The sequence below is a fragment of the Pseudomonas sp. 21 genome (assembly GCF_000955805.1).
Taxonomy (GTDB): domain Bacteria; phylum Pseudomonadota; class Gammaproteobacteria; order Pseudomonadales; family Pseudomonadaceae; genus Pseudomonas.
This window is the reverse complement of sequence record NZ_JYOA01000004.1, coordinates 483,244-507,166: the sequence shown is the minus strand read 5'-3', so window position 1 is coordinate 507,166 and position 23,923 is coordinate 483,244. Positions and strand designations below refer to the sequence as shown.

Genomic DNA, 23,923 nt, shown 5'->3' with positions numbered 1-23,923 from the left:
CAGGCATTGGCCGGCGCGCCAGCCTCCCGACGAAAAGCTGCCGGTCAGAACACCCCGGAGAGCTTCAGCGCGTGGTACACGGCAGCCAGGCCGAGGATGGCGAAGGCGGCAGCGGCCAGGCGGCGGATCAGGTTCAGCGGCAGGCGCTCGGCGGCGAAGTTGCCCGCCAGGACCACCGGCACGTTGGCGATCAGCATGCCCAGGGTGGTGCCGATGACCACCAGCCAGAAGTGCGGGTACTGCGCGGCCAGCATCACGGTGGCGACCTGGGTCTTGTCGCCCATCTCGGCGAGGAAGAAGGCGATCAGGGTGGTGAGGAACGGGCCGAACTTCTTCAACGAACCTTCTTCGTCGTCATCCAGCTTGTCCGGAATCAGCGTCCAGCCGGCGACGGCCAGGAAGCACACGGCCAACACCCAGCTCAGCGTGCTTTCCGAGAAGAACGAGGCGACCCAGCTGCCGACGGCGCCGGCGGCGAAGTGGTTGGCCAGGGTGGCGGCGATGATCCCGGCGATGATCGGCCAGGGCTTGCGGAAGCGTGCGGCGAGGACGAGCGCGAGCAGTTGCGTCTTGTCGCCGATTTCCGCGAGGGCAACGATCAGGGTGGGGACGAAGAGGGATTCCATCAGACTTCCTAAGGGGCGGGTCGACTAATCACCATGACACGCGCCACCTGCCCGCCCCGGGTCAGGTTGCTCGTGTCATAGGTCTTGTCAAACCCCGGCCTGAACGCTGCAGGCCTGGATCGTACGCGCCATGGTCTGTGGACCAAGTGTGTTGACGCGTACCGGGCGAGCTGGGAGCTCGCGGGAGACTACTCCCCTAGGACGGGGCGCATTCTGCCCAAGTCCTAGGACTTGGGCAAGCCTGCGCGTCGGATCATTCGCGGGTGGGGCGAATGTCCATGTCTTCGTAGCGGATGAAGCGGGTCTTGTTCTTGAAGCGATAGCCCAGCCAGATCGCGAGGAACAACGGGATGGTGATGTAGGTGGCGACCAGGCCGGCCCAGTCCACGTGCTCGCCGACGAAGGCCTGGTAGTTCTGCCCCAGGGTGATGACCAGGCAGAGGACGAAGGCGAACAGCGGGCCGAAGGGGAACCACTTGGCGCGGTAGGGCAGGTCGTCGAGGTTGCCGCCCTGCAGTACGAAGCCCTTGCGGAAGCGGTAGTGCGACACGGCGATGCCCAGCCAGACGATGAAGCCGCACATCCCCGAGGCGTTGAGCAGCCAGGTGTAGACGGTCTTGTCGCCGATGAAGCTGGTGAGGAAGCACAGCGCGCCGATCAGCGTGGTGGCGTACAGCGCGTAGCGCGGCACGCCGCTCTCGGACACCTGGGTGAACAGGCGCGGCGCCTTGCCCTGGGTGGCCATGGTGTAGAGCATCCGGGTGGAGGCGTACATGCCCGAGTTGCCGGCTGAGAGGATCGCCGAGAGGATCACCGCGTTCATCACGCCAGCCGCGGCGGCGAGGCCCGCCCGCTCGAACAGCAGGGTGAAGGGCGAGGTGCTGATGTCGCTGCTGTCGGTCTTGAGCAGGTTCGGATCGGTGTAGGGAATCAGCATGCCGATGACGAAGATCGACAGGATGTAGAACATCAGGATTCGCCAGAACACCTGGCGGATGGCGATGGGAATGGACTTCTGCGGGTTCTCCGATTCGCCCGCGGCGACGCCGATCAGCTCGGTGCCCTGGAACGAGAAGCCGGCGATCATCGCCACCCCGATCATCGCCTGCAACCCGCCGACGAAGGGGGCGTCACCGGTGGTGAAGTTGCTGAAGCCGGGGCTGTCGATGCCGTGCATGATGCCGATGATGCTGGCCAGGCCGATGCCGATGAAGACCACCACGGCGACCACCTTGATCAGCGCGAACCAGAATTCGCTCTCGCCGAAACCCTTCACCGAGAAGAAGTTGAGCATGAACATGATGCCCAGGAAGCCGGCGCTCCAGTACATGCCCGAGACCTCCGGGAACCAGAACTTCATCACCAGTTGCGCCGCTACCAACTCGGCGGCAATGGTTACCGCCCAGTTGTACCAGTAGTTCCAGCCCATGGCGAAACCGAAGCCATCGTCGATGAAACGGCTGCCATAAGTGCAGAACGAGCCGGAATCGGGAATGTAGGCCGCCAGCTCGCCGAGGCTGGTCATGAGGAAGAACACCATCAGGCCGATCAGCGCATAGGCCAGCAGCGCGCCGCCGGGGCCGGCGGTGGCGATGGTGCTGCCGGAGGCGACGAACAGGCCGGTGCCGATGGAGCCGCCAATGGCGATCATGTTCAGGTGCCGCGGCTTGAGGGAGCGCTTCAGATGATGCGGCTTCTCCTTCGGCCCCATGGCGAAAGTCAGTTCGACGTCATCTCTAATTCTTCGGTTCACGGGTGTCCTCGATATTTCAGGGCGAGCGGCGATGCGCCGATCCGGCGGGCTCGGTGGAGTGTAGTGCGAGCCTTGGATCAGCGCCGGGCGCTGTAGATACGGAAGCCGTCGGCTTCGGCCAGGGTGCGGCAGGGGCCCAGGTGCTGTTCGATCAGCGGCGGGTATTTCAGGAAGCTGTTGGCCACCAGGCGCAGTTCGCCCGCGGACGCCAGATGGCGTGCCGACTGGCGCAGCAGGTTCTCGGTGGCGGCGTAGCTGGTATGTACGCCCTGGTGGAAGGGCGGGTTGCTGACGATGGCGGCGAGGCCTTCCGGCGCGGCGTCGATGCCGTCGCCGGCGATCACATCACCCTCCAGGCCATTGGCGGCCAGGGTCAGGCGGCTGCTTTCGACGGCAAAGGCGTCGACGTCCAGCAGGGTCAGGCGGCTCTGTGGATAGCGTCGCTTGAGCGTGGCGCCGAGCACCCCGGCGCCGCAGCCGAAGTCCAGTACATGGCCGGCTGGCAGTTTGTCCAGGTGTTCGAGCAGCAGCGCACTGCCACGGTCCAGGCGACCATGGCTGAACACGCCGGGCAGGGTGATGACCTGCAGCGGACCATCGGCCAGCGGCAGTTCGTAGCGTTGTGCGAGGGCATGCAGATCGGGGGCAGCCGGTTCGCCGTCGATGTGCGTATGCCACAGCTGGCAGTGACGGGCGCTGTCCAGCTTGCTGGCGCGGCCGAATTCGCCGAGCTGCTTGCTGGCGCGTTCGACGCCGGCGCGTTTCTCGCCGATCAGGTACAGCTCGCCGTCCGGCACGCAACTGGCCAGCGCGGCGAGCAGGTAGTCGGTCAGTTCGCGGGACTTGGGCAGGAACAGCACGGCGGCATCGAACCGGCCCGCTGGCGGCGTGGCGCCGAAGTGGCAGCGACCGGCGTAGCGGCCTTCGAGTTGCCGGGCTTCGCCGGCATGCCAGCTCCAGCCCTGGGCCTGAGGCAGGTCGCCGAGCAGGGCGTCGGCGGGCAGGCCGGCGAGCAGGACGTGGCCCTGGAAGCGCTCGATCTGGCGCAGCAGCACTTCACTGGTGGGGGCGTTGGACATGCGGCCTCCTCGAAAAAAGGGCGCGAGTTTAGCAGGGCTGCCGCGGCTGAGCCTAGGCGAGCCGCACCTCGGCGTTCTTCCAGAAGTCGTCGCCACGCAGTTCCAGGGCGCCTGCCGCGACTTGTTCGCGCAGACGCCAGGCGGCCAGCAGGTCGCTGACGAACAGGCCGTCGACGTAGGCCATGGTCGGGCCGATCAGCGATTGCACCGGGCGCCAGGACTCGCTGGCGCTGTCCAGCAGGATGCGATCGATATGGGCGTAGCCGGTGCCGCTCAACTGGCCGTCGAGCCACAGGCGCAGCTCGGCGTTTTCCGCCAGGGCGCGCTGCCAGTCCGTCGCCAGGCTTTGGCGCTCGGCGGCGTCCAGTTCGTGGCTGGCGGCCAGGGCGTTGGCCAGTTCCTCGGGCTTGAGCATGGCGATGGCGTGGCGGTCCTCGCTGCGGCACTGGCCGCTGCCGGCGCCAACGCTGCGCAGGATGATGTTCGCCGGCAGCAGCGCGCAGACGCGGCGCAGCAGGAGCTGCTCGCTGGCGCTATCGCCGTGCCAGAGGGTGACGGAGGCGACGTCCGGGCTGCGCAGCCAGTTCACCTCGGTGGCCATCTCGAGGGCGATTTCCCGCTCCCGCAGGGCGTCGCCGCCCAGCGCATGCCAGAACGCGGCGCGTTGCTGGCAGGGCGGGTTATCCACATCACTCAGTGGGCCGACCGCGAGGTCGTCCGGCATCACGCGGATCTTCTTCTCGGTCAGCACGCCTGCCTCGACGGCTCGGCGCAGGGCATCGGCGGCGCCATCACCGCAGACCAGGTGCAGGCTCATGGCGCCACCACCCGGCACGGCTCGCCGGCGAAGAAGCCGCTGGCGTTCTCGCTCAACTGGCCGACGATGCGCTGCCGGGCCTCGCGGCTCCCCCAGGCGCTGTGCGGAGTGAGGATGAAGCGCGGGAGGTCGCCGGCCAGCAGCGGGTTGCCATCCTTGGGCGGCTCGACGCTGAGCACGTCGAAGGCCGCGCCGCCGAGGTGGCCGCGGCGCAGGGTGTCGGCCAGCGCCTGTTCGTCGACCAGGCCGCCGCGGGCGGTGTTGATCAGGAAGGCGCCGGGTTTCATCAGGTCCAGTTCGCGCTGGCCGATCAGGTTGCGCGTGGCGTCGGTCAGCGGGCAATGCAGCGTCAGGGCGTCGACCTGCGGCAGCAGTTGCTCCAGCGCCAGGCGATCGGCGCGTGCGGGGCGACCCGGCAGGGCGCCAAGCAGCACGCGCATGCCGAAGGCTTCGGCCAGTTTCGCCACCGCGCCACCCAGCTCTCCGTGGCCGAGCAGGCCGAGGGTCTTGCCTTCCAGTTCGACGATGGGGAAGTCCAGCTGGCAGAACTGCGGGGCCTTCTGCCAGCGACCCTCGCGGATCGCCGCCTGGTAGTCCGGCAGGCGGGTGGCCAGCGCAAGCAGCAGCATCAGGGTGTGCTGGGCCACCGACGGGGTGCCGTAGCCCTGGCAGTTGCTCACGGTCACGCCGTGCTGGCGCGCGGCTTCGAGGTCGACGTTGTTGGTGCCGGTGGCGGCCACCAGGATCAGCTTGAGGTCCGGGCACTGCCCGAACACCTCGGCGCCGATGCGCACCTTGTTGCTGATCGCTACCTGGGCGCCCTGCAGTCGCTCGGCCACCTGCTGCGTGTCGCTGCGCCCGTGCAGGACCAGTTCGCCGAACGGCGCGCGCAGCGGCGCGAGGTCGAGGTCGCCGAGGTCGAGGGAGGCATGGTCGAGGAAGACGGCGCGAGCAGGATTCATGAGCGATGACACCTTGATCGGAAGGGCGGAAGTGAAGGAATTCTCGGCAGAACCGCGGTGGGGAACAACCCGCGTTGCCCGCGAACGTTCGGCTTGGACCTTTGGATGAATGGTAGATGTTTGAGTGAAAAGCCTGACAGGCGTTTCAGTATTCCCTCATCTGCACCAGGCGGCCGGACTCGTAGATTGCCCTCACCGAAACTTTGAGGTGACTTGCGATGATAGGTTGGATTCTCTCCGGCATCACGGCCATCCGTGCGCGCGTCGGGCTGCGCGGCCGCGCGCGTGCCCCCGGCCCGTGGGCGGCGCGGCGGTCGACGGTGACGACCGGCCCTGAGTCCTTGTTGTGCTTTGGCGAGCTGATGGCGGCCTGCAATGGAGCGGTCGGTCCCGCGCTGCTTCGCGAGCGTTCGGACGTCGCGGCCAACCAGGCGGAAGAGTTGGCCCGTTGTTGGGGCATCCGCGATGCCCGCACGGCCCGCAGCGTCTTGCACTACCAGTTGCTTGAAGCCCATGGCCAGCAGCTCGATGGCGACTTCCAGCGCTTGCAGCGCAACGAATCCAGCGCCTTTGATGGCGAGTCGCGGCTGCGCTGGCAACGGGCCAGGCAGGCCTGGGCCAAGGCGGGCCTGTCGCTGCCGCACGAACTGTCCATGGCGGCGCACGATTACGAATGCATCGCCTGGCTGGCGCGGCACTGCCATGGGTGTGGCTATCTCTCCGAAGCCGAGACCTGGCTGACGCTGGCCTGGGTGGCCGACGCGGCGATGCGCACGTTCAGCGATTGGCAGGCTTACGCGGCCTCCTTCGTGCTGGGGCGGGCGACTCTGCTGCGGGAGGGGCACCAGACTTCGCTGGCTATTCGCGCCTTCAAGGCGCTCATCGGCGGCAAGCGGGAAGGTGTCGCTGTGTCCGGCCTGTGGCAGGCGAACCCACTGGCGGGCATCCAGGTGGCCGAAGTGGTCCTGCATTCGGAGCATGCTGTCGAGCGCCACGGTGCGCCTGAAAGGCGGGCGCTGCTGGCCTTCGGGGCGCTGATCGCCACCAGCGGTGGCGCACGGTCGGACACTCTGGCCATCGCCGAGCACGAGCGCGAGTTGAACCGGCTCTGGCTGGCCGAGCGCTGGAATGCCGCCGACTCGGGGCAGGTCCTCCAGCGCATGGACTGGCTGATGAACCAGGGTAGCCGGCTGAAGCTGGACGCCCTGCTGAGGCGGCCCGGTAGCGGTGCCTGCGATGCACGGCGAAACGGCGGGCCCGGGGCACGCTACGAACAGGCGTGCCGTGCGCTGCTCAAGGCCGGACACGATCCGGAAATGATCGACGAGTGCCGGACGCTGCTGGCCTATGACCTGGAGCGCGCGGCCTTCGGGGCGCGGCTGGCCTTCAGCGTCGGGTTGATGGATGAGGAAAGGCTCTGGAATGCCCTGCGCCACATGGCCCGTCAGGCCCGCGCTGCTTTCGATTGCTGGGAGCAGTACCTGGTGTCAATGGTGCTCGGCCATGCCCTGGCCAATGAGGACTGGGATGCCGGCAAGCGCCTGATCCGCAGTGGCATGGAGTTGCTCGACGGCATCAATCCGTTCGCCGACTATCTCTCGCCCTGGCAGGAGTGCCCGCTGCGGCAACTGCCGGTGCTGCATGGTGTCGCCTGAGCCTCTGCGCGTTGACTATCCGCCGCCCCGAGGCTGCTGGTTGCGCGGCGCCGCATGCTGGCGGTGGCCCGGTGTCCTGATGATTGGCGTGCTGGAAGCCTCCTTTGTTTGCAAGGGATGATTCCGGCTTTGCGGTGTTTCAAAGTCTCCTGAATGGCCCGGCCAGCCTGAACCAGAAGAGAACAATCGTGTTCTGGTGAACGGTGCTGAGTGTGGTTGGGGGCTGCTGATAACCGGTGGCATGGCGCTGTTTTCTACTGCCTGCAAGGAACACGCGAGCGCCTCGCCGATCAGGCTGCCGCCGAGTTGTTCAAGGCGCACCGGCTCGGCGGCCTTCCTGGTTTGCGGAGCAGGTTGGCTGGAGTATCTTGCGTCCTGGTTCTTGATTGGGGAGTACGCGATGTACTGGGCAGAGTTTCTCACGGTGGCGTTCATTCACCTGCTGGCGGTGGCCAGCCCCGGCCCGGATTTCGCCGTAGTGGTGCGCGAGAGCGTGACCCACGGTCGTCGCGCCGGCACCTGGACGGCGCTGGGCGTGGGCAGCGCGATCTTCCTGCATGTCACCTATTCGCTGCTGGGCATCGGCCTGATCGTGTCGCAGTCCATCGTGCTGTTCAACGCGCTGAAATGGGCGGCGGCGGCCTACCTGCTCTACATCGGTTTCAAGGCGCTGCGGGCGCGTCCGGCTGGTCCGGCGGCAGCAGAAATCGTCGCCGTACCGCTAGAGCGCACCGCTCGCGGCGCCTATGTCGCCGGCTTCGTTACCAACGGCCTGAATCCCAAGGCCACGCTGTTCTTCCTGTCGCTGTTCACCGTGGTGATCAACCCGCATACGCCGCTGCTGGTCCAGGCCGGTTATGGCGTGTACCTGGCCTGCGCCACGGCGGTGTGGTTCTGCCTGGTGGCGCTGCTGTTCAGCCAACAACGCGTTCGCAACGGTTTCGCCCGCATGGGGCACTGGTTCGATCGGATGATGGGCGTGGTGCTGGTGGGGCTGGGGATCAAGCTGGCGTTCACTGAACTGCGCTGAACCGATTAATGAGGGCGCCCTGCGGCGCCCTCCCGTGGACCTACGGCGAGGCTCGGATACGGGCCACCTCATCGGCGGTGACTGGCGCAGCCTGGTAGCCCCAGGCCGAGCGAAGGAAGCTGGCGAGTTCCGCTACCTGCCCATCGTTCAGCCGCCAGTCGAATGCCGGCATGCTCAGGCCCGTGGGCGCCGCTTGGGTGATCGGCATGCTGGAGCCGTGGAGGATGATGCGGATCAGCGAGTCGGGGCTGGCGCCCACCACTGCCGAGTTGCCCGCCAGTCGTGGGAAGGTACGCTGGTAGCCTTGGCCGTCACTGCGGTGGCAGGCTGCGCAGTTGTCCAGGTAGAGCTCGTCGCCGAGGCTGCCCGGTTTACCTGCGACCAGGTTCGCGGTGGTGCGGTCCTTGCCCACGGTGGCGACGGCGCGCCCGGTGGAGAGTGACTTCAGGTAAACCGCCACGGCGTTGAGGTCCGCATCGTTGTAGTACTGGGTGCTGTGCGCCACCGCTTCGGCCATGGGTCCGAACGCGGCCGTGTGGGTATTACGGCCGGCCTTGAGAAACTCCACCAGATCGCCTTCGGACCAGTCCTGCAGGCTGCTGTTGGTCGCGCCGGCCAGGTCGGCGGCGTACCAGCCGGCCAGCTTGGCGCCGCTGAGGTAGCCGGCTCCGTTCTGGTCCAGGGCTTTCTCCTGGAAGGCGATGCCGCGCGGGGTGTGGCAGGTCCCGCAGTGGCCCGGGCCCTGCACCAGGTAGGCACCACGGTTCCACTGCGGGGTCTGCGTGGCTATCGGCTGATAGGGTTGGGTCTCGGTGAACAGAGCGTTCCAGATGCTCAGTGGCCAGCGCATGTTCAGCGGCCAGGGGATGTCGGGGGCGTGATTCTCGGTGGGGTCAGCCAGTACCTCGTGCTCGAAGTAGGTGTAGAGGTCACTGACGTCCTCGTCGCTGAGACGCGAGAAGGACGGGTAGGGCATCGCCGGATACAGGTTGTGGCCATCCGCGGCGACACCTTTGCGCAGGGCGTTGCCGAACTGCTCCAGCGTGTATGAGCCGATGCCGTCCCGGGTATCCGGCGTGATGTTGGTGGAGTACATCGCCCCCAGCGGCGATTGCAGCGCCAGCCCGCCTGCAAAGGGGCGCTTCGGGTCGGCGGTGTGGCAGGCGGCGCAGTCGGCCTGTTGTGCCAGGTAGCGGCCGCGGGCGATGGGGGCGTCCAGGTCGCCGGCGGCATCGGCCTGTTCCGAGCCCATGGCGACCAGGAGGACCATCGAAAACAGTGTGAGTCTCATGGTCTTCTCCTCAGGCGGCCACCAGCGGACCGGGGTTCTTCAGGTACTGCTGGCGGATGGCGTTGGCCGCCCAGTAAGCCAGCGCGCCGACGATGCCGGTGGGGTTGTAGGCCATGTTCTGCGGAAAGGCGCTGGCGCCCAGGACGAACAGGTTGGGTACGTCCCAGCTCTGCAGGTACTTGTTCACCACGCTTTCCCCGGAGTGCGCGCCCATGATGGCGCCACCGGTGGTGTGGGTACTCTGATAGTTTCGCCAGTCGAAGCGCGAACCAGGCCGGGGGCCTCCGGAGACGCTGTACCCGGGGTTGAGCACGCGGGCCATTTCTTCCATGCGCTGGACCATGAACTGCGCCTGGAGGATGTCGTTCTGCTTCCAGTCGAAGGTCATGCGCAGCATCGGCAGGCCGTGCTCGTCGGTGTAACTGGGGTCGAGGTCGAGGTAGCAGTCGCGGTAGGCCATGCTCGAGCCTTCCGCGTGCAGGCCCATGTTGTGGTTGTAGTTGTCCTTGATGGCCTGCTTCCAGCCGCTGCCCCAGGCCGGCGCGGTGTCCGGCAGGACCATCTGCTGGATCGGCCGGCCGCCGCTGTTGGAGGATGACAGGTAGGCGCCGCCGACGAATCCGTTGCCTTTGCTGAAAAAGGCCTCGTTGTTGAAGTCGTCCATGCAGGTGAAGCCAGCGCCGGCACCGACGAAGGGGTTGAAATGCTTGTCCTTGTCGAAGAACAGGGTCACCGCGGAGTTGGTCTGGTAGGCGTAGTTCTTGCCCACCAGACCCGTGCCGCTGATGGGGTCGTAGGGCTGGCCAATGTTCGAGAGCAACAGCAGGCGCACGTTGTGCAACTGGAAGGCGCTGAGGATGACCAGGTCCGCGGGCTGCTCGACCTCACGGCCCTGGTCGTCGATGTAGGTCACGCCGGTGGCCTTGCGTCCGGTGGAGTCGGTGTTGATGCGGATGACTTTTGACTGGGTACGCAGCTCGAAGTTGGGCTGGGTCAGCAGGACCGGGAGGATGGTCGTCTGGGGCGAGGCCTTGGAGTAGTTGAAGCAGCCGAATCGCTCGCAGTAGCCACAGTAGTTGCACGGGCCCATCTGCACACCGTAGGGGTTGGTATAAGGCTGGGTGCAGTTGGCCGCGGGGCAGGGGAAGGCGCTCAGGCCCAGCTCCTTTCCGGCCTGAGTCATCAGTTCGCCGGCATAGAGGGTCTTCATTGGTGCGGTGGGGTAGGGGTTCTGCCGTGGTGCTTCGAATGGGTTGCCACCGGCGACGGGCTGGCCACGCAGATTGCCGGCCTGGCCGGCGGTGCCGCAGACCTTTTCGAAATGATCGAAATACGGCTCCAGTTCCTCGTAGGTCACGCCCCAGTCCTGGATGGTCATTCCCTCGGGAATGGCGTTGGCGCCGTGGCGCTCCAGGGTGTTCGTCCGTAGTTGCAGGTCGTAGGGCTGCATGCGCCAGTGCTGGCCGTTCCAGTGCACGCCGGCACCGCCCACGCCGTTGCCCGGCAGGAAGGCGCCCAGCCTGCGATAGGGGACGGCCTGGTCGCCGGGCGAGTGGCGGATGGTCAGGGATTCCTTCGCAAGATTCTGGAACAGCTTGTAGCGGATGCCGTAGGTCAGTTCATCCGCCATCCGCGGATAGGCGAAGTCTGGGGAGGTGTTGCGCATTTCCCCGCGCTCCAGTGCGACCACCCTGAGGCCGGCTTCGGTGAGTTCCCTGGACATGATCGAGCCGGTCCAGCCCAGGCCGATGACCACGGCGTCGACGGGCGCCATCTTCAGTGCGCTCATGGGTTCAACTCCTGCGCCCGGCGATGTTCACCGGGCCCTGGGGATAGGCGACATTGGGCCGCGAGGCCCAGTCGGTGAAGTCGGCGCGGGCACCGGGGAAACCGATCAGTTTCCAGGAGGCCATGGTCCGGTTGCCGCCATGGATGGGGTCGCTCAGCCAGCCTTCGCGGGTGTTCTGCAGCAGTTGCTGGAAGAACATCGTGGCGGAGCAGCTCCCAAGCTCCAGTTCATCTTTTTCCAACTGGCTCAGCAGCGTTTCCTGCAGGGCGGGGTCGATCTCATGGAAACGCCTGCCAGAGAACTGCCGTTGGCAATGGGCATTCAGTGCAGCGATGCCCACTCTGTAGATATCCCGAGGCGCAAGCAGGCTCTGGAATCCCATCTCCGCGGGAGCAGACAGTGCGGGGCCCTTGAGATACCAGATGCCTCCGTGGCCGTAGAGGGTCTCCATCTGGCGGTCGATGAACTCCGGCACGCCTTCGGCGATCGCGCCGGGGCCGTTGGAGTCACTGGGAATCAGGCGATCGCAGGCGGCCAGGAGGAATTGCCATTCATCGGCGTTGAAATAGAGCGGGACATGGACGTCGGTACCGGCGCCAGGACTGCCTGGTGGGGCGGCAGAGGCGGTGTTGCTGCGCAGGAAGCTGGTGCTGCCCAACAGCGTCACGGCGGGCAGGAGGGTGAGGGTGTGTTTCAGGAAGCGACGGCGAGCAGGTTCGTCATCGTTGAAGTCATGGGACATGATTGAGCACTCCCGGATGAGGACCCTTCCCATGCTAGAAGCCGCTGGGGGAGCTATTTGCCTCCGGATTCCGATGTGCTGGAGGGAAAATTCCGTGCTTTGACCGGGCTCCCAGTGCCAGCGCAAGGCTCGAAGATGACGGCCAGAAATGAAAAAAGGGGCACTGAAGTGCCCCTTTTCATGCTGGATCCGCGGATCAGACCAGCTCGATCGCCACCGCAGTGGCTTCGCCGCCGCCGATGCACAGCGAGGCGACGCCACGCTTGCCGCCCTTCTTCTGCAGGGCGTTGATCAGGGTGACGATGATCCGCGAGCCGGTGGAGCCCACCGGGTGGCCCTGGGCACAGGCGCCGCCGTAGACGTTGACTTTGGCGTGGTCCAGGCCGTGTTCGCGCATGGCGAGCATGGTGACCATGGCGAAGGCCTCGTTGATCTCGAACAGGTCGACGTCGTCCTTGCTCCAGCCGGCTTTCTTGAACAGGTTGGTCATGGCGCCGATCGGGGCCAGGGTGAACTCGGCCGGGTCCTGGCTCTGGGTGGCGTGGGCGACGATCTTCGCCAGCGGCTTGAGGCCGCGGCGTGCGGCTTCTTCGGCGGTCATCAGGACCAGCGCGGAGGCGCCATCGGAGATGGAGCTGGCGTTGGCGGCGGTGATGGTGCCGTCCTTGCGGAAGGCCGGGCGCAGGCCGGGGATCTTGTCCAGGTTGGCGGTCAGCGGCTGCTCGTCGTCCTTCACCACGGTCTCGCCCTTGCGGGTGGTGACGGTGACCGGGACGATTTCCGAAGCCAGCGAGCCGTCCTTGATGGCGGCCTGGGCGCGCTGCAGGGATTCGATGGCGTAGGCGTCCATCTCTTCGCGGGTGACGTTGTACTTGTCCGCGGTTTCCTGGGCGAAGGAGCCCATCAGGCGGCCGGTGCGGGCGTCTTCCAGGCCGTCGAGGAACATGTGGTCCTTGATCTCGCCGTGGCCCATGCGCAGGCCGGTGCGGGCCTTCTCGATGACGTAGGGAGCGTTGGACATGCTTTCCATGCCGCCAGCGACCATCACGTTGTTGGTACCGGCCTTGAGCAGGTCGTGGGCCAGCATCACCGCCTTCATGCCCGAGCCGCAGAGCTTGTTGATGGTGGTGCAGCCGGTGGCGGCGGGCAGGCCGGCGTTCAGCGATGCCTGGCGGGCCGGGCCCTGCTTCAGGCCGGCGGGCAGCACGTTGCCCATGATCACTTCCTGCACGTCCTCGGGCTGGATGCCGGCACGGGAAATGGCTTCGCGGATGGCGATGGCGCCCAGGTCGACGGCGGAAACGCCGGACAGGCTGCCCTGGAAGCCGCCCATGGGGGTACGGGCGCCGCTGACGATGACGATCTCGGACATGACTCTAACCTCTTCGCTCTTGTTGTGATGCGCTATACGGGTTCCGGCTGTGAACGGCCGGGCGCCAGGATTCTACCGCGTGACCGGATGTCGCCAAAGAGTCATCGGCAAATCACTCTTTTGACTGATGAATGGCGCGGCGCAGCGCTCTAGAGTCGGTCTCATCCTGATGAGATCCAGCCTTGAGAGTGCGTACGCCATGCTGAAAACCCGCGTCATCCCCGCTGCACAGAACGCCTACCAGTACCCGCTGTTGATCAAGAGCCTGCTGCTGTCTGGCAGCCGTTACGAGAAAGGCCGGGAAATCGTCTACCGCGACAGCGTGCGTTACACCTATGCCACCTTCAATGAGCGCGTTGCTCGGCTGGCCAACGTGCTGACCGAGGCCGGCGTGAAGGCCGGTGACACCGTGGCGGTGATGGACTGGGACAGTCACCGTTACCTGGAGTGCATGTTCGCCATCCCGATGATCGGCGCGGTGCTGCACACCATCAATATCCGCCTCTCGCCGGAGCAGATCCTCTACACCATGAACCACGCCGACGACCGCTTCGTGCTGGTCAACAGCGAGTTCGCCGCGCTCTACCAGGGCATTGCCGGGCAACTGACCACGGTGGAAAAGACCCTGCTGATCACCGACGGCGCCGACAAGAGCAGCACGCTGCCCAACTGCGTCGGCGAGTACGAGACCCTGCTGGCCGCCGCCAGCCCGCGCTACGCCTTCCCCGACTTCGACGAGAACTCGGTGGCGACCACCTTCTACACCACCGGCACCACCGGTAACCCCAAGGGTGTGTACTTCACCCACCGCCAACTGGTGCTGCACACCCTGGCGATGGCCGCGACCATCGGCAGCCTGGACAGCATCCGCCTGATGGGCACGGATGATGTGTACATGCCGATCACCCCGATGTTCCACGTCCACGCCTGGGGCGTGCCCTACGTGGCGACCATGCTGGGGGTGAAACAGGTGTATCCGGGCCGATACGAACCGGAGCTGCTGTGCAAGCTGATCCGCGAGGAGAAGGTGACCTTCTCCCACTGCGTGCCGACCATCCTGCAGATGATGCTCAACGCCGCCGGCGCGAAGGATCACGACTTTGGCGGGCTGAAGATCATCATCGGCGGCAGCGCCCTCAACCACGCGCTGTACGACGCTGCCAAGGCCCGCGGCATCCAGCTCACGGCGGCCTATGGCATGTCCGAGACCTGCCCGCTGATTTCCTGCGGCTACCTCAACCAGGAACTCTGCGCCGGCAGCGAGGATGAGCGCACCACCTACCGCATCAAGGCCGGCGTGCCGGTGCCGCTGGTGGAGGCGGCGATCATGGACGAGCACGGCCGGTTCCACCCGGCCGACGGCGAATCCCAGGGCGAGCTGGTGCTGCGCGCGCCCTGGCTGACCCAGGGTTACTTCCGTGAGCCGGAGAAGGGTGAGGAGCTCTGGGCCGGCGGCTGGATGCACACCGGCGACGTGGCGACCCTCGACGGCATGGGCTTCATCGACATCCGCGACCGTATCAAGGATGTCATCAAGACCGGCGGCGAGTGGTTGTCCTCCCTGGAGCTGGAAGACCTCATCAGCCGTCACCCGGCGGTGCGTGAGGTGGCAGTGGTCGGCGTGCCCGATCCGCAGTGGGGCGAGCGCCCGTTCGCCTTGCTGGTGCTGCGCGATGGCCAGGCGCTGGACGCCAAGGCGCTGCGCGAACACCTCAAGCCTTTCGTCGAGCAGGGCCACATCAACAAGTGGGCGATTCCCTCGCAGATCGCCGTTGTTACTGAAGTTCCCAAGACCAGCGTCGGCAAGCTCGACAAGAAGCGTATCCGGGTAGACATCGCCCAATGGCAGGAGGCTGGCAGCGCCTTCCTCTCCACGGTGTGACCGACGACCGGCAAGTCACGGTTGGCGGGCGGTCGTGCCAAGCAAGCGCTTGGCACGGCGCAGCCCAGTGACCACGCCACCTCGGGGCCTGCGCAAGCGTCTAGTCAGGGGCTTTGTAAGACAAATCACACTTTCGAGCGATCAAGCGTTGTAGGACGCTGGATATAGTCGCCACTACTCATAACAAAAAACACATGGAGTAGCGTCGATGAAAACCATGCAACATATCTGGCGCCTCGCGCGGCTGCCGCTGGCAGTCAGCCTGGCGTCCTCGCTGGCGGCTCCGGCTTCCGCCGTCAGCTTCAACATCGGGGAAATCGAAGGTTCGTTCGACTCGACGCTGTCCGTGGGGGCCAGCTGGTCGACGCAGAATCCGAACAGCAACCTCATCGGCATCAACAACGGCGGCAAGGGCCTGTCCCAGACCTCCGATGACGGCCACTTGAACTACAAGGCCGGCAAGACCTTCTCGAAGATCTTCAAGGGCATCCACGACCTCGAGCTCAAGTACGGTGACACCGGCGTCTTCGTCCGTGGCAAGTACTGGTACGACTTCGAGCAGAAGGACGAGAACACCGAGTTCAAGCCGCTCTCCGACCACAACCGCAAGGAAGCCGCCCAGGCCTCCGGCGGTGAAATCCTCGACGCCTTCATCTACCACAACTACAACATCGCCGACCTGCCGGGCACCGTGCGCCTGGGCAAGCAGGTGGTGAACTGGGGTGAAAGTACCTTCATCCAGAACGGCATCAGCGTGATCAACCCGTTCGACGTCACCGCCTTCCGCCGCCCGGGCTCCGAGATCAAGGAAGCGCTGGTGCCGGTGAACATGTTCTACCTGTCGCAGAACCTCACCGAGAACCTCTCCGCCGAAGGCTTCTACCAGCTGGAGTGGGACCAGACGGTGGTCGACAACTGCGGCACCTTCTTCTCCCAGCCGGACGTGGTCGCTGACGGCTGCACCCAGAACCTCGCGGTGCTGACCAACAACGCCGCTTCGATCCGCACCCTGAACGGCCTGCTCGGCCCGAACCTGGCGGTGACCCCGTCGCCGTGGAACGAAGGCCTGGTGGTCCAGCGCGGCCCGGACCGTGATGCCCGCGACAGCGGCCAGTACGGCTTCTCGATGAAGTACTTCGCCGACAGCCTGAACACCGAGTTCGGCGGCTACTACATGAACTACCACAGCCGCCTGCCGATCTTCAGCGGGCGTGGCGCGGACGCCTCCAAGGTGGCGCAGATCAACCAGCTGATCACCAACATCGCGCGCATCAGCCCGACCCTGGCTTCCCAGGCTGGCGCCGCAGCGATGGCGGGCAACTCCAGCTACTTCATCGAATACCCCGAAGACATCCGCCTGTACGGCCTGAGCTTCTCCACCACGCTGCCCACAGGCACCGCGTGGCAGGGCGAAATCAGCTACCGGCCGAACGCCCCGGTGCAGCTGAACACCACCGACATCCTGTATTCCGGCCTGGACCCGGTGTCCATCGGCGGCAACCACGTCTACGACAACGCCTCCGTGCTGACCGGCACCGCCGGCCAGGACCTGCACGGCTACCGCCGCAAGGAAGTCACCCAGCTGCAGACCACCTTCACCCACTTCTTCGACCAGGTCATGGGCGCCGAGCGTCTGACCCTGGTGGGCGAGGTCGGCTGGACCCACGTCGGCGGCCTGGAAAGCCAGAACAAGGCGCGCTATGGCCGCGACCCGGTCTTCGGCCCTGGCCCGCTGGCCGGCAGCCTGAACGGCATGGCGACCTGCGAAGCGCTGAACGCCTCCACCCTGGGCACCACCAACGCCAACAACGTCAGCCGCAACTGCGAGAGCGACGGCTTCACCACCGCCGACTCCTGGGGCTACCGCGCCCGTGCCATCTGGGACTACAACGACGTGTTCGCCGGCGTGAACCTGAAGCCCAACGTGGCCTGGTCCCACGACGTGGACGGCTACTCCCCCGGCCCCGGCGGCAACTTCGAGGAAGGCCGCAAGGCGGTCAGCCTGGGGATCGACGCCGACTACCTGAACACCTACACCGCCAGCCTGGCCTACACCAACTACTTCGACGGCAAGTACTCCACCGTCGACGACCGTGACTTCGTCAGCCTGAGCTTCGGCGTGACCTTCTAAGCCGGCCGTTCAGCCGGCAAGCGGCCCGCCCTCGCGGCGGGCCATCCGTGCGGCCGGGTGACCCGACCATGCGGGGCAGCAGACAAGACCCGTGAACCGTTCTTGCCAGGACGGCCATCACGGTGGGCAAAGACTCAACGAGGACGATAAACGAATGAGAACAACAAAGATCCTGCTGCACACGGGCGCCCTGGCGCTCAGCCTCATCGCCTCCCAGGTGATGGCGGCCGTCTCTGCCGATGAAGCGGCCAAGCTCGGCTCCACCCTGACGCCGATGGGCGCAGAAAAGGCCGGCAATGCCGATGGCTCCATCCCGGCCTGGACCGGTGGCCTGCCCAAGAACGCCGGCACCGCCGACAGCAAGGGCTTCCTCAGCGATCCGTTCGCCAGCGAGAAGCCGCTGTTCACCATCACCGCGCAGAACATGGACCAGTACAAGTCCAAGCTGACCCCCGGCCAGCAGGCCATGTTCAAGCGCTACCCCGACACCTACAAGATGCCGGTCTACACCACGCACCGTACCGCCACCGTGCCGGAGAACGTGCTGGAAGCGACCAAGAAGAACGCCACCAGCACCAAACTGCTGCAGGGCGGCAACGGCCTGGAGAACTTCCAGGTAGCCAACCCCTTCCCGATCCCGAAGGACGGCCTGGAAGTCATCTGGAACCACATCACCCGCTACCGTGGCGGCCATGTGCGCCGTCTGGTGACCCAGGCGACCCCGCAGGTCAACGGTTCCTACTCGCTGGTGTACTTCCAGGACGAATTCGTCTTCCGCACCGACCTGAAGGACTACGACGCCAGCAAGCCGAGCAACGTCCTGTTCTACTTCAAGCAACGCGTCACCGCCCCGGCTCGCCTGGCCGGTAACGTGCTGCTGGTGCACGAGACCCTCGACCAGGTGAAGGAACCGCGCCTGGCCTGGCTGTACAACGCCGGTCAGCGCCGTGTACGCCGTGCCCCGCAGGTGTCCTACGACGGTCCGGGTACCGCCGCCGACGGCCTGCGTACCTCCGACAACCTGGACATGTACAACGGCGCGCCGGACCGCTACGACTGGAAACTGGTGGGCAAGCAGGAGCTGTACATCCCGTACAACAACTACAAGATGGACGATCCGAAGCTGAAGTATTCGGACATCATCAAGCCCGGCCACCTGAACCAGGACCTGGCCCGCTACGAGCTGCACCGCGTGTGGCACGTGACCGCCACCCTGAAACCGGGCGAGCGCCACATCTACGCCAAGCGTGACTTCTTCATCGACGAGGACACCTGGCAGGCCGTGGAAATCGACCACTACGACGGTCGCGGCACCCTGTGGCGCGTGGCCGAGGCGTTCAACCAGTACTACTACAACTACCAGGTACCGTGGTACACCGCGGAAACCCTGTATGACCTGCTGTCCGGTCGCTACCTGGTGCTGGGCCTGAAGAACGAGGAGAAATCCGCCTACGACTTCAACTACAGCGCTTCGGAAAGCGACTTCACCCCGGCAGCGCTTCGCCAGGAAGGCGTGCGCTGATCCCCCGATCCCCACGGGTGGTTCCGCGGTGAAAAAAGACCGGCCTTCGGGCCGGTTTTTTTATGGGGGATCATCTGTCAGATGAATGGAGGGCGGAATGTAGGACGCCTTCTGGTCATGTTGTGAGCAAAGGTAACAAAATCGACTTCTATTCCCGACCGCGAGCGGCTAGGCTCGGACGGCAGTGTGACCTTCGTTGACCGCTATAAGAGCTAGAGCAAGAGCCAGGCCGATGACCGACTTCTCGACTCTGCCAAGTCTGACCGATGTTCCCCCCAGCACGGCCGGCAGCCGCTTCTTCCGACCGCCGCTGCCGCATGGCCACGTCGCCCGTTCGCGGCTGTGCCAGCGCATGGCCGCGGGGCTGCAGGGACGGCTGATACTGGTGTCCGCGCCGGCCGGGTTCGGCAAGAGCTCGCTGGCCATCGAATTCTGTCAGACGCTGGAAAATCACTGGCGCAGCCTGTGGCTGGGGCTCAGTGCCAGGGACAGCGACCCCGGACGTTTCCTCGAACGCCTGCTCGAAGGCCTGCGCCTGCATTTTCCCACGCTCGGCGAGGAAGCCCTGGCGCTGCTGAAAATGCGCCAGCGCCATCAGCCGTTCGCCTTCGAAGCCTGGCTTGACGACCTGCTCGATGAGCTGGTGGACAGCCTGTCGGTCGACCGTCCGTTGCTGCTGGTGCTGGACGACTATCACCTGGCCCAGGGCGCGGTGCTCGACCGTTGCCTGCAGTTCCTCCTCAATCACCAGCCTGCCGGCCTGGTCGTGCTGGTCACCAGCCGGCAGCGGCCGGACTGGCACCTGGCGCGCCTGCGCCTGTCGCGGCAGCTGCTGGAGTTCAGCGAACAGGACCTGCGCCTGACCGTCGAGGAAACCGCCCAGCTGGTCTCGGCCAATGGCGCGCAACTCGACGACAACGCGCTCGACAACCTGGTCGAGCGCAGCGAAGGCTGGATCGCCGGCCTGCGCCTGTGGCTGCTGGCCCACGGCGACGAGCTGGCGGCCAATGTGCCTGACCTTTCGGTGCATGGCGCCGAAGAACTGATCCGCGACTATCTGTTGGAAGAGGTGATCGACAAGCAGTCGCCGGAGGTCCAGATGTTCCTGGCCCAGACCGCGCGTTTCGAACGCTTCTCCGCCGAGTTGTGCGATGCGCTGCGCGATGCGCACGACAGCGCCTCGATCCTGCGGCATCTGCAGCAGCACCAGGTGTTCCTCGTGCCGCTGGACGAGCAGGGCCAGTGGTTCCGCTATCACCACCTGTTCTCCGACCTGCTGCTGGCGCGCCCGCTACCCGGCTCCGGACCTTCGGCGGCGGCGCTGCACCTGCGCGCCTGCCGCTGGTTCAGCGCCCAGGGGCTGTTCGACGACGCGGTGGAGCAGGCCCTGCGCGCCGGCCACCCGGAGGTCGCGGCGAGCCTGGTGCAGAGCCTGTCCGAGGAGCAGTTGCTGGCCGAGCAGAACGTCGCCACGCTGCTGCGCTGGAAGATGGACCTGCCCGACAGCCTGCTGGCCAGCACACCGCGCCTGATCGTGCTGTACAGCTGGGCGCTGGCGCTGGCCTGCCAGCTGGATGCGGCCGAGGAACTGGCGGCGCAATTGTCGCGCTTCCTGCCCGCCGCCGATGCCACGGCCCAGCGCGACCTGCTCGCACAGTGGCAGGCACTGGCAGGCGTGATCGCCCGAGGCCGTGGCGAGATCGAAGCGGCCGAGCGGCACTGCGAGGAGGCCATGCACGGCCTCGGCCCGGAGCGCTTCGGGCCGCGTCTGCTGTGCCTGTCGACCCTGAGCAACCTGGCCATCGTGCGCGACGATCTGTGGCGTGCACGCGGGCTCAATCGGGAAGCCCTGGAACTGGCGCAGCGCTTCGGCAATCCGCTGTTCGAGGCCATGGTGCATTACGACCGTGCCCGCGTCCTGCAGGCACGCGGCGAGGTGCTGCGCGCCGAGGAAGAAGTGCGCCAGGGCCTGGCGCGGCTGTCCGGCCTGTCTTCCCAGCGCCGCTATGCGGTGCGCGGCCGGCTGATGCTTTACCAGGGCTACCTGCGTAGCCTGGCGTTGCTGCCGGAGGAGGCGCGCAAATGCCTCAAGGCCGGCATCGAGGAAGCTCGAGCCTGCCGCGATATCAGCCTGGTGATCGGCTTCTGCGTGCTGGCCAGCCTGGAAGGGCGGCTGGGCAATTACACCCGCGCCTTCGCTCATCTCGCCGAGGTCGAGCGGATGATGCATGTGTGGGACGTGCCGCCGGTCTACTACCTGTCGGCCATCACCCTGATCAAGTGCGAACTCTGGCTCGGCCAGGGCCAGGTGGAGCTGGCCAACGCCTGGCTGGAGCGTCTGCGTGACACTTACACCGGCGACGAACCGGCCACTCCGCCGGAATGCTCGCCGCAGTTGCCGCGCAACGTGGAGATGCTGCAAGCCCAGCTGGAGCGCCGTGAAGGCCGCATGGCCGAGGCCGAGGTGCGGCTGCGCGCCGTGGCCAGCGGCGCCCTGCAGGGCGGCGCGCAGTTGCAGGCGCGCTTCGCCCAGGGCCAGTTGGTCGCTTTGCTGCTGCAGGACGGCCGCGAGCGCGAAGCCTCCTTCGAGCTGGGCGAATGCCTGAATGGCCTGGCGGTCGGCCTGCTGATCCCGTTGCATGACGTGCTGCTGCAGCAGCCGGAATGGTTGCGCGAGCAGTTGGCCGTGCGGGCTGCATCGCCGGCCATCGACGCCTTGCGCGAGCGCCTGCCGGCCCCGCCGGAACGCGGCGCGGTGCTTAACGATTGCCTGAGCGGGCGCGAGCTGGCAGTGCTGGAACTGATCGCCCAGGGCTGCTCGAACCAGGAAATCAGCGAGCGCCTGTTCATCTCCCTGCACACCGTGAAGAGCCACGCCCGCCACATCAACGACAAGCTCGGCGTCGAACGCCGCACCCAGGCGGTGGCGCGGGCGAAGGAGATGGGGTTGTTGCGGTAGGGGAGGTGGCGCAGGTGGTTGATCTTCTCTTCGGCGGATCGCACCGCTTTCGATAGGGCGTCGTCGTCTGGTGTAGGAGCGGGCCATGCNCGCGATCGCGCGCATGGCGCGCATGGCGCGCTCCTACAGGTTATTGGAGCCTTCTCGGTTGGCTCCAGGCTCACATTCCCTTCTTCTTCTCCGCCTCCGGCGGAGCGCTCAGGTCCAGCCCTTTGGGCGCAGGCTGTCCCTTGGCCGGCGCGGCCAACTGCTGCTGCACGTCCGCCTGGATCGCCTGCAGCACCGGCAGCAGGTCGCGCATGTTCTCGCGCACTTCCGGGTAGGCGTGCTTCTGCGCCAGTTCATCCACGCGCATCAGCAGTTGCACGCGGACTTCCGGCGGCAGGTGGATGAACAGCTCGGGCAGCTGCTTGGCCAGCTCGGCGCTGTAGAGCACCAGGTCCTGGCGGTCGAACTGCGCGGTCAGGCCGAGGTAGTCCAGGGCGCTGCTGGTGAGCATCGAGGCGGCGGCCTTGGCTTCCTGCATACCCTGCAGGCGCACCGGGTTGCGCTGCTCGCTCTGCGCCAGGGTCATCCAGAATTCCACCGTCAGGTTGAACAGGATCGCCTGTTCGCGCAGCGAATAGCTCATCAGGCCCAGCGCCTCGGCGCCATAGGGTTGCTTGGCGGCGCGGAAGTTGAAGTACAGGCGCATCAGCTCCTTGAGCTTGAACAGCACCTCGCGCGCCTCGTTCTGCCGCAGCTCCAGCGGCGCGTAGATGTTCAGCTGCGGGCGGAAGTTCTCCTCGCTGACCATGCGCTGGTAGATCGGCCCGGTGAACTCGCCGCTGCGCCGGGGCAGGCCGTTGACCTGGGTCTCGTCGATCTTCTTCAGCGCGTCGATCAGCACCTGGTAGTCGGCGCTGGTCCAGTTGCGCTGGATGTCGGGAATCTTCTGGCCCAGGTAATACAGGTCGGCGGACAGGGCAGGGCGGCACAGGAGCAGCAACAGCACGGCCAGCGGCCACAGCGAACGGCGAATGAGGATCGGCACGAACGGGCTTTCCTTGCGCGAGGGCGGGTCGGGCTAGGTTAACGGGGTGCAAGGCCTGCGTCATCCCGTGACGAGCCTCGACACTACCTAGGTTGGGCGCGGCGGCGCGGGCGCTGTGGTGTGATTCAGGCTTTAGAACAACAAGCACGGGAGTCACTCGTCCATGACCGCCACATTGTCTGTGCAACCGCCGCTGGCCGAGGGCCTGGCCCGTTACGGTTTCGGCCCGCTGCCGCTGGCCGCGCTGAAGGCCCGCTACGCCTCGCCCGAGTCCGGTTCGAAGTTCATCCACGTCGACGGCTTCGACATCCACTACCGCGACGAAGGCAGCCCGGACAAACCGGTGCTGGTGATGGTCCACGGCGTGATGGCCTCGCTGCACACCTGGGATGGCTGGGTCGCCGAGTTGTCCCAGCACTTCCGCATCATCCGCCTCGACGTGCCCGGTTTCGGCCTCACCGGTGGCGGCCAGGACCGCGAGTACGACGGCGAGCGCCTGGTGAAGGTGTTCGGCCTGTTCCTCGATCGCCTGGACCTCAAGCAGGTGTCCATCGCCGGCAACTCCCTGGGCGGCTACATCGCCTGGAACTACGCGCTGGCCAATGCCCACCGCGTCGAGCGGCTGATCCTGATCGATCCGGCCGGCTACTACATGCAGAAGGTCCCGCTGATGATCGCCAGCGCCGTGCTGCCCGGCGCCGGCATCATGATGCCGATGTGGATGCCGCGCGCGCTGGTGGCCCAGGGCATCAAGGAAGTCTACGGTGATGCGCGCAAGATCAAGCCGGGCGTGATCGACCGCTACTACGACATCAGCCGCCGGCCGGGCAATCGCCGCGCGATGATCGACATCTTCCGCGTGCTGGTGAAAGCCAATCGTGAGGAATTGCCCACGACCCCCAACCGCGTCGCCGCTTTGAAGGTGCCGACGCTGCTGATGTGGGGCGAGCGTGACCGCTGGATTTCGCCACGCCATGTGCCGATGTGGCAGCGCGACGTGCCGGGCATCGAGGTGAAGGTCTATCCGGGCGTGGGGCATATTCCGATGGAAGAGATCCCCGAGGAGTCGGCAGCGGACGCACTGCGCTTCCTGCATGCCTGAGCGCTGATCGCTTCCTGAAAAAGCCCGGCTTTGCGCCGGGCTTTTCGTTGGCGTAGGAGCGGACTCCGTCCGCGATTGTTTTCCGCCGGCAGGTTCTCCACCTGGGCGATGCCGATCGCGGATGAATCCGCTCCTATGTCAGCCGAAACGACGGAGCCAACCTGTAGGAGCGCGCCAT

17 protein-coding genes and 1 riboswitch are annotated in these 23,923 nt (G+C 66.0%); of the genes, 7 read left to right on the top strand and 10 right to left on the bottom strand.

Annotation, left to right across the window (positions count from 1 at the left end):
* Positions 1 to 44: 44 nt before the first annotated feature.
* The 5 genes from UB43_RS11980 to UB43_RS11960 all read right to left on the bottom strand — a co-directional run bounded on the left by UB43_RS11980 (position 45) and on the right by UB43_RS11960 (position 5,237).
* Entirely contained in the window at positions 45 to 626 is a 582-nt protein-coding gene (locus UB43_RS11980; RefSeq protein WP_081516290.1) for a TMEM165/GDT1 family protein, read from the bottom strand.
* A gap of 6 nt (positions 627 to 632) precedes the next feature.
* Positions 633 to 835: riboswitch (yybP-ykoY riboswitch) on the bottom strand.
* 44 nt (positions 836 to 879) lie between these two features.
* Positions 880 to 2,337, bottom strand: coding sequence for an amino acid permease (locus tag UB43_RS11975; protein ID WP_045210957.1), 1,458 nt, complete (start codon positions 2,335 to 2,337; stop codon positions 880 to 882).
* Positions 2,338 to 2,456: 119 nt separating this feature from the next.
* A complete protein-coding gene (locus tag UB43_RS11970; protein WP_045210954.1) occupies positions 2,457 to 3,458 on the bottom strand; it encodes a class I SAM-dependent methyltransferase in 1,002 nt (333 codons plus the stop codon).
* Positions 3,459 to 3,510: 52 nt separating this feature from the next.
* Complete coding sequence (locus UB43_RS11965; RefSeq protein WP_045210952.1) at positions 3,511 to 4,275, bottom strand: DUF1835 domain-containing protein; 765 nt, start codon at positions 4,273 to 4,275, stop codon at positions 3,511 to 3,513.
* Positions 4,272 to 5,237 carry a 2-hydroxyacid dehydrogenase gene (locus tag UB43_RS11960; protein WP_045210949.1) on the bottom strand — a complete coding sequence of 322 codons (966 nt, stop codon included), beginning with the start codon at positions 5,235 to 5,237 and terminating at the stop codon, positions 4,272 to 4,274. The genes UB43_RS11965 and UB43_RS11960 overlap by 4 nt, the downstream gene beginning before the upstream one ends.
* A 218-nt stretch (positions 5,238 to 5,455) precedes the next feature.
* Here UB43_RS11960 and UB43_RS11955 point away from each other — a divergent pair, with 218 nt between their 5' ends.
* Both UB43_RS11955 and UB43_RS11950 read left to right on the top strand, forming a co-directional pair.
* Complete coding sequence (locus UB43_RS11955; RefSeq protein WP_082085823.1) at positions 5,456 to 6,892, top strand: DUF1266 domain-containing protein; 1,437 nt, start codon at positions 5,456 to 5,458, stop codon at positions 6,890 to 6,892.
* A 400-nt stretch (positions 6,893 to 7,292) separates the two neighbouring features.
* Positions 7,293 to 7,922 carry a LysE family translocator gene (locus tag UB43_RS11950; RefSeq protein ID WP_045210943.1) on the top strand — a complete coding sequence of 210 codons (630 nt, stop codon included), beginning with the start codon at positions 7,293 to 7,295 and terminating at the stop codon, positions 7,920 to 7,922.
* A gap of 40 nt (positions 7,923 to 7,962) precedes the next feature.
* On the opposite strand, the gene UB43_RS11945 is transcribed toward UB43_RS11950, so the two are convergent.
* The 4 genes from UB43_RS11945 to UB43_RS11930 all read right to left on the bottom strand — a co-directional run bounded on the left by UB43_RS11945 (position 7,963) and on the right by UB43_RS11930 (position 13,116).
* Entirely contained in the window at positions 7,963 to 9,213 is a 1,251-nt protein-coding gene (locus UB43_RS11945) for a cytochrome c (protein WP_045210939.1), read from the bottom strand.
* 10 nt (positions 9,214 to 9,223) lie between these two features.
* Entirely contained in the window at positions 9,224 to 11,002 is a 1,779-nt protein-coding gene (locus UB43_RS11940) for a GMC family oxidoreductase (RefSeq protein ID WP_045210936.1), read from the bottom strand.
* A 4-nt stretch (positions 11,003 to 11,006) separates the two neighbouring features.
* Positions 11,007 to 11,744: a gluconate 2-dehydrogenase subunit 3 family protein gene (locus UB43_RS11935; protein WP_177329790.1), complete on the bottom strand. Its 738-nt coding sequence runs from the start codon at positions 11,742 to 11,744 to the stop codon at positions 11,007 to 11,009.
* A 196-nt stretch (positions 11,745 to 11,940) separates the two neighbouring features.
* Complete coding sequence (locus tag UB43_RS11930) at positions 11,941 to 13,116, bottom strand: acetyl-CoA C-acyltransferase (RefSeq protein WP_045210934.1); 1,176 nt, start codon at positions 13,114 to 13,116, stop codon at positions 11,941 to 11,943.
* A 199-nt stretch (positions 13,117 to 13,315) separates the two neighbouring features.
* On the opposite strand from UB43_RS11930, the gene UB43_RS11925 reads away from it, so the two are divergent.
* The 4 genes from UB43_RS11925 (at position 13,316) to UB43_RS11910 (ending at position 21,610) form a co-directional block, all read left to right on the top strand.
* On the top strand, positions 13,316 to 14,998 hold the full coding sequence (locus tag UB43_RS11925) for a fatty acid--CoA ligase (RefSeq protein ID WP_045210932.1): 1,683 nt from the start codon (positions 13,316 to 13,318) through the stop codon (positions 14,996 to 14,998).
* A 208-nt stretch (positions 14,999 to 15,206) separates the two neighbouring features.
* Positions 15,207 to 17,129: a DUF1302 domain-containing protein gene (locus tag UB43_RS11920; protein WP_045210929.1), complete on the top strand. Its 1,923-nt coding sequence runs from the start codon at positions 15,207 to 15,209 to the stop codon at positions 17,127 to 17,129.
* 154 nt (positions 17,130 to 17,283) lie between these two features.
* Entirely contained in the window at positions 17,284 to 18,651 is a 1,368-nt protein-coding gene (locus tag UB43_RS11915; protein ID WP_045210927.1) for a DUF1329 domain-containing protein, read from the top strand.
* Positions 18,652 to 18,883: 232 nt separating this feature from the next.
* On the top strand, positions 18,884 to 21,610 hold the full coding sequence (locus tag UB43_RS11910; RefSeq protein ID WP_045210924.1) for a LuxR C-terminal-related transcriptional regulator: 2,727 nt from the start codon (positions 18,884 to 18,886) through the stop codon (positions 21,608 to 21,610).
* Between the two features lie 160 nt (positions 21,611 to 21,770).
* Here UB43_RS11910 and UB43_RS11905 read toward each other — a convergent pair whose 3' ends face one another.
* On the bottom strand, positions 21,771 to 22,643 hold the full coding sequence (locus UB43_RS11905) for a hypothetical protein (RefSeq protein ID WP_045210922.1): 873 nt from the start codon (positions 22,641 to 22,643) through the stop codon (positions 21,771 to 21,773).
* 163 nt (positions 22,644 to 22,806) lie between these two features.
* Between UB43_RS11905 and UB43_RS11900 the strand changes: the two genes are divergently transcribed.
* The gene (locus tag UB43_RS11900) at positions 22,807 to 23,745 is read left to right on the top strand and encodes an alpha/beta fold hydrolase (RefSeq protein ID WP_045210919.1); all 939 of its coding nucleotides are present in this window, start codon (positions 22,807 to 22,809) and stop codon (positions 23,743 to 23,745) included.
* Positions 23,746 to 23,923 lie beyond the last annotated feature (178 nt).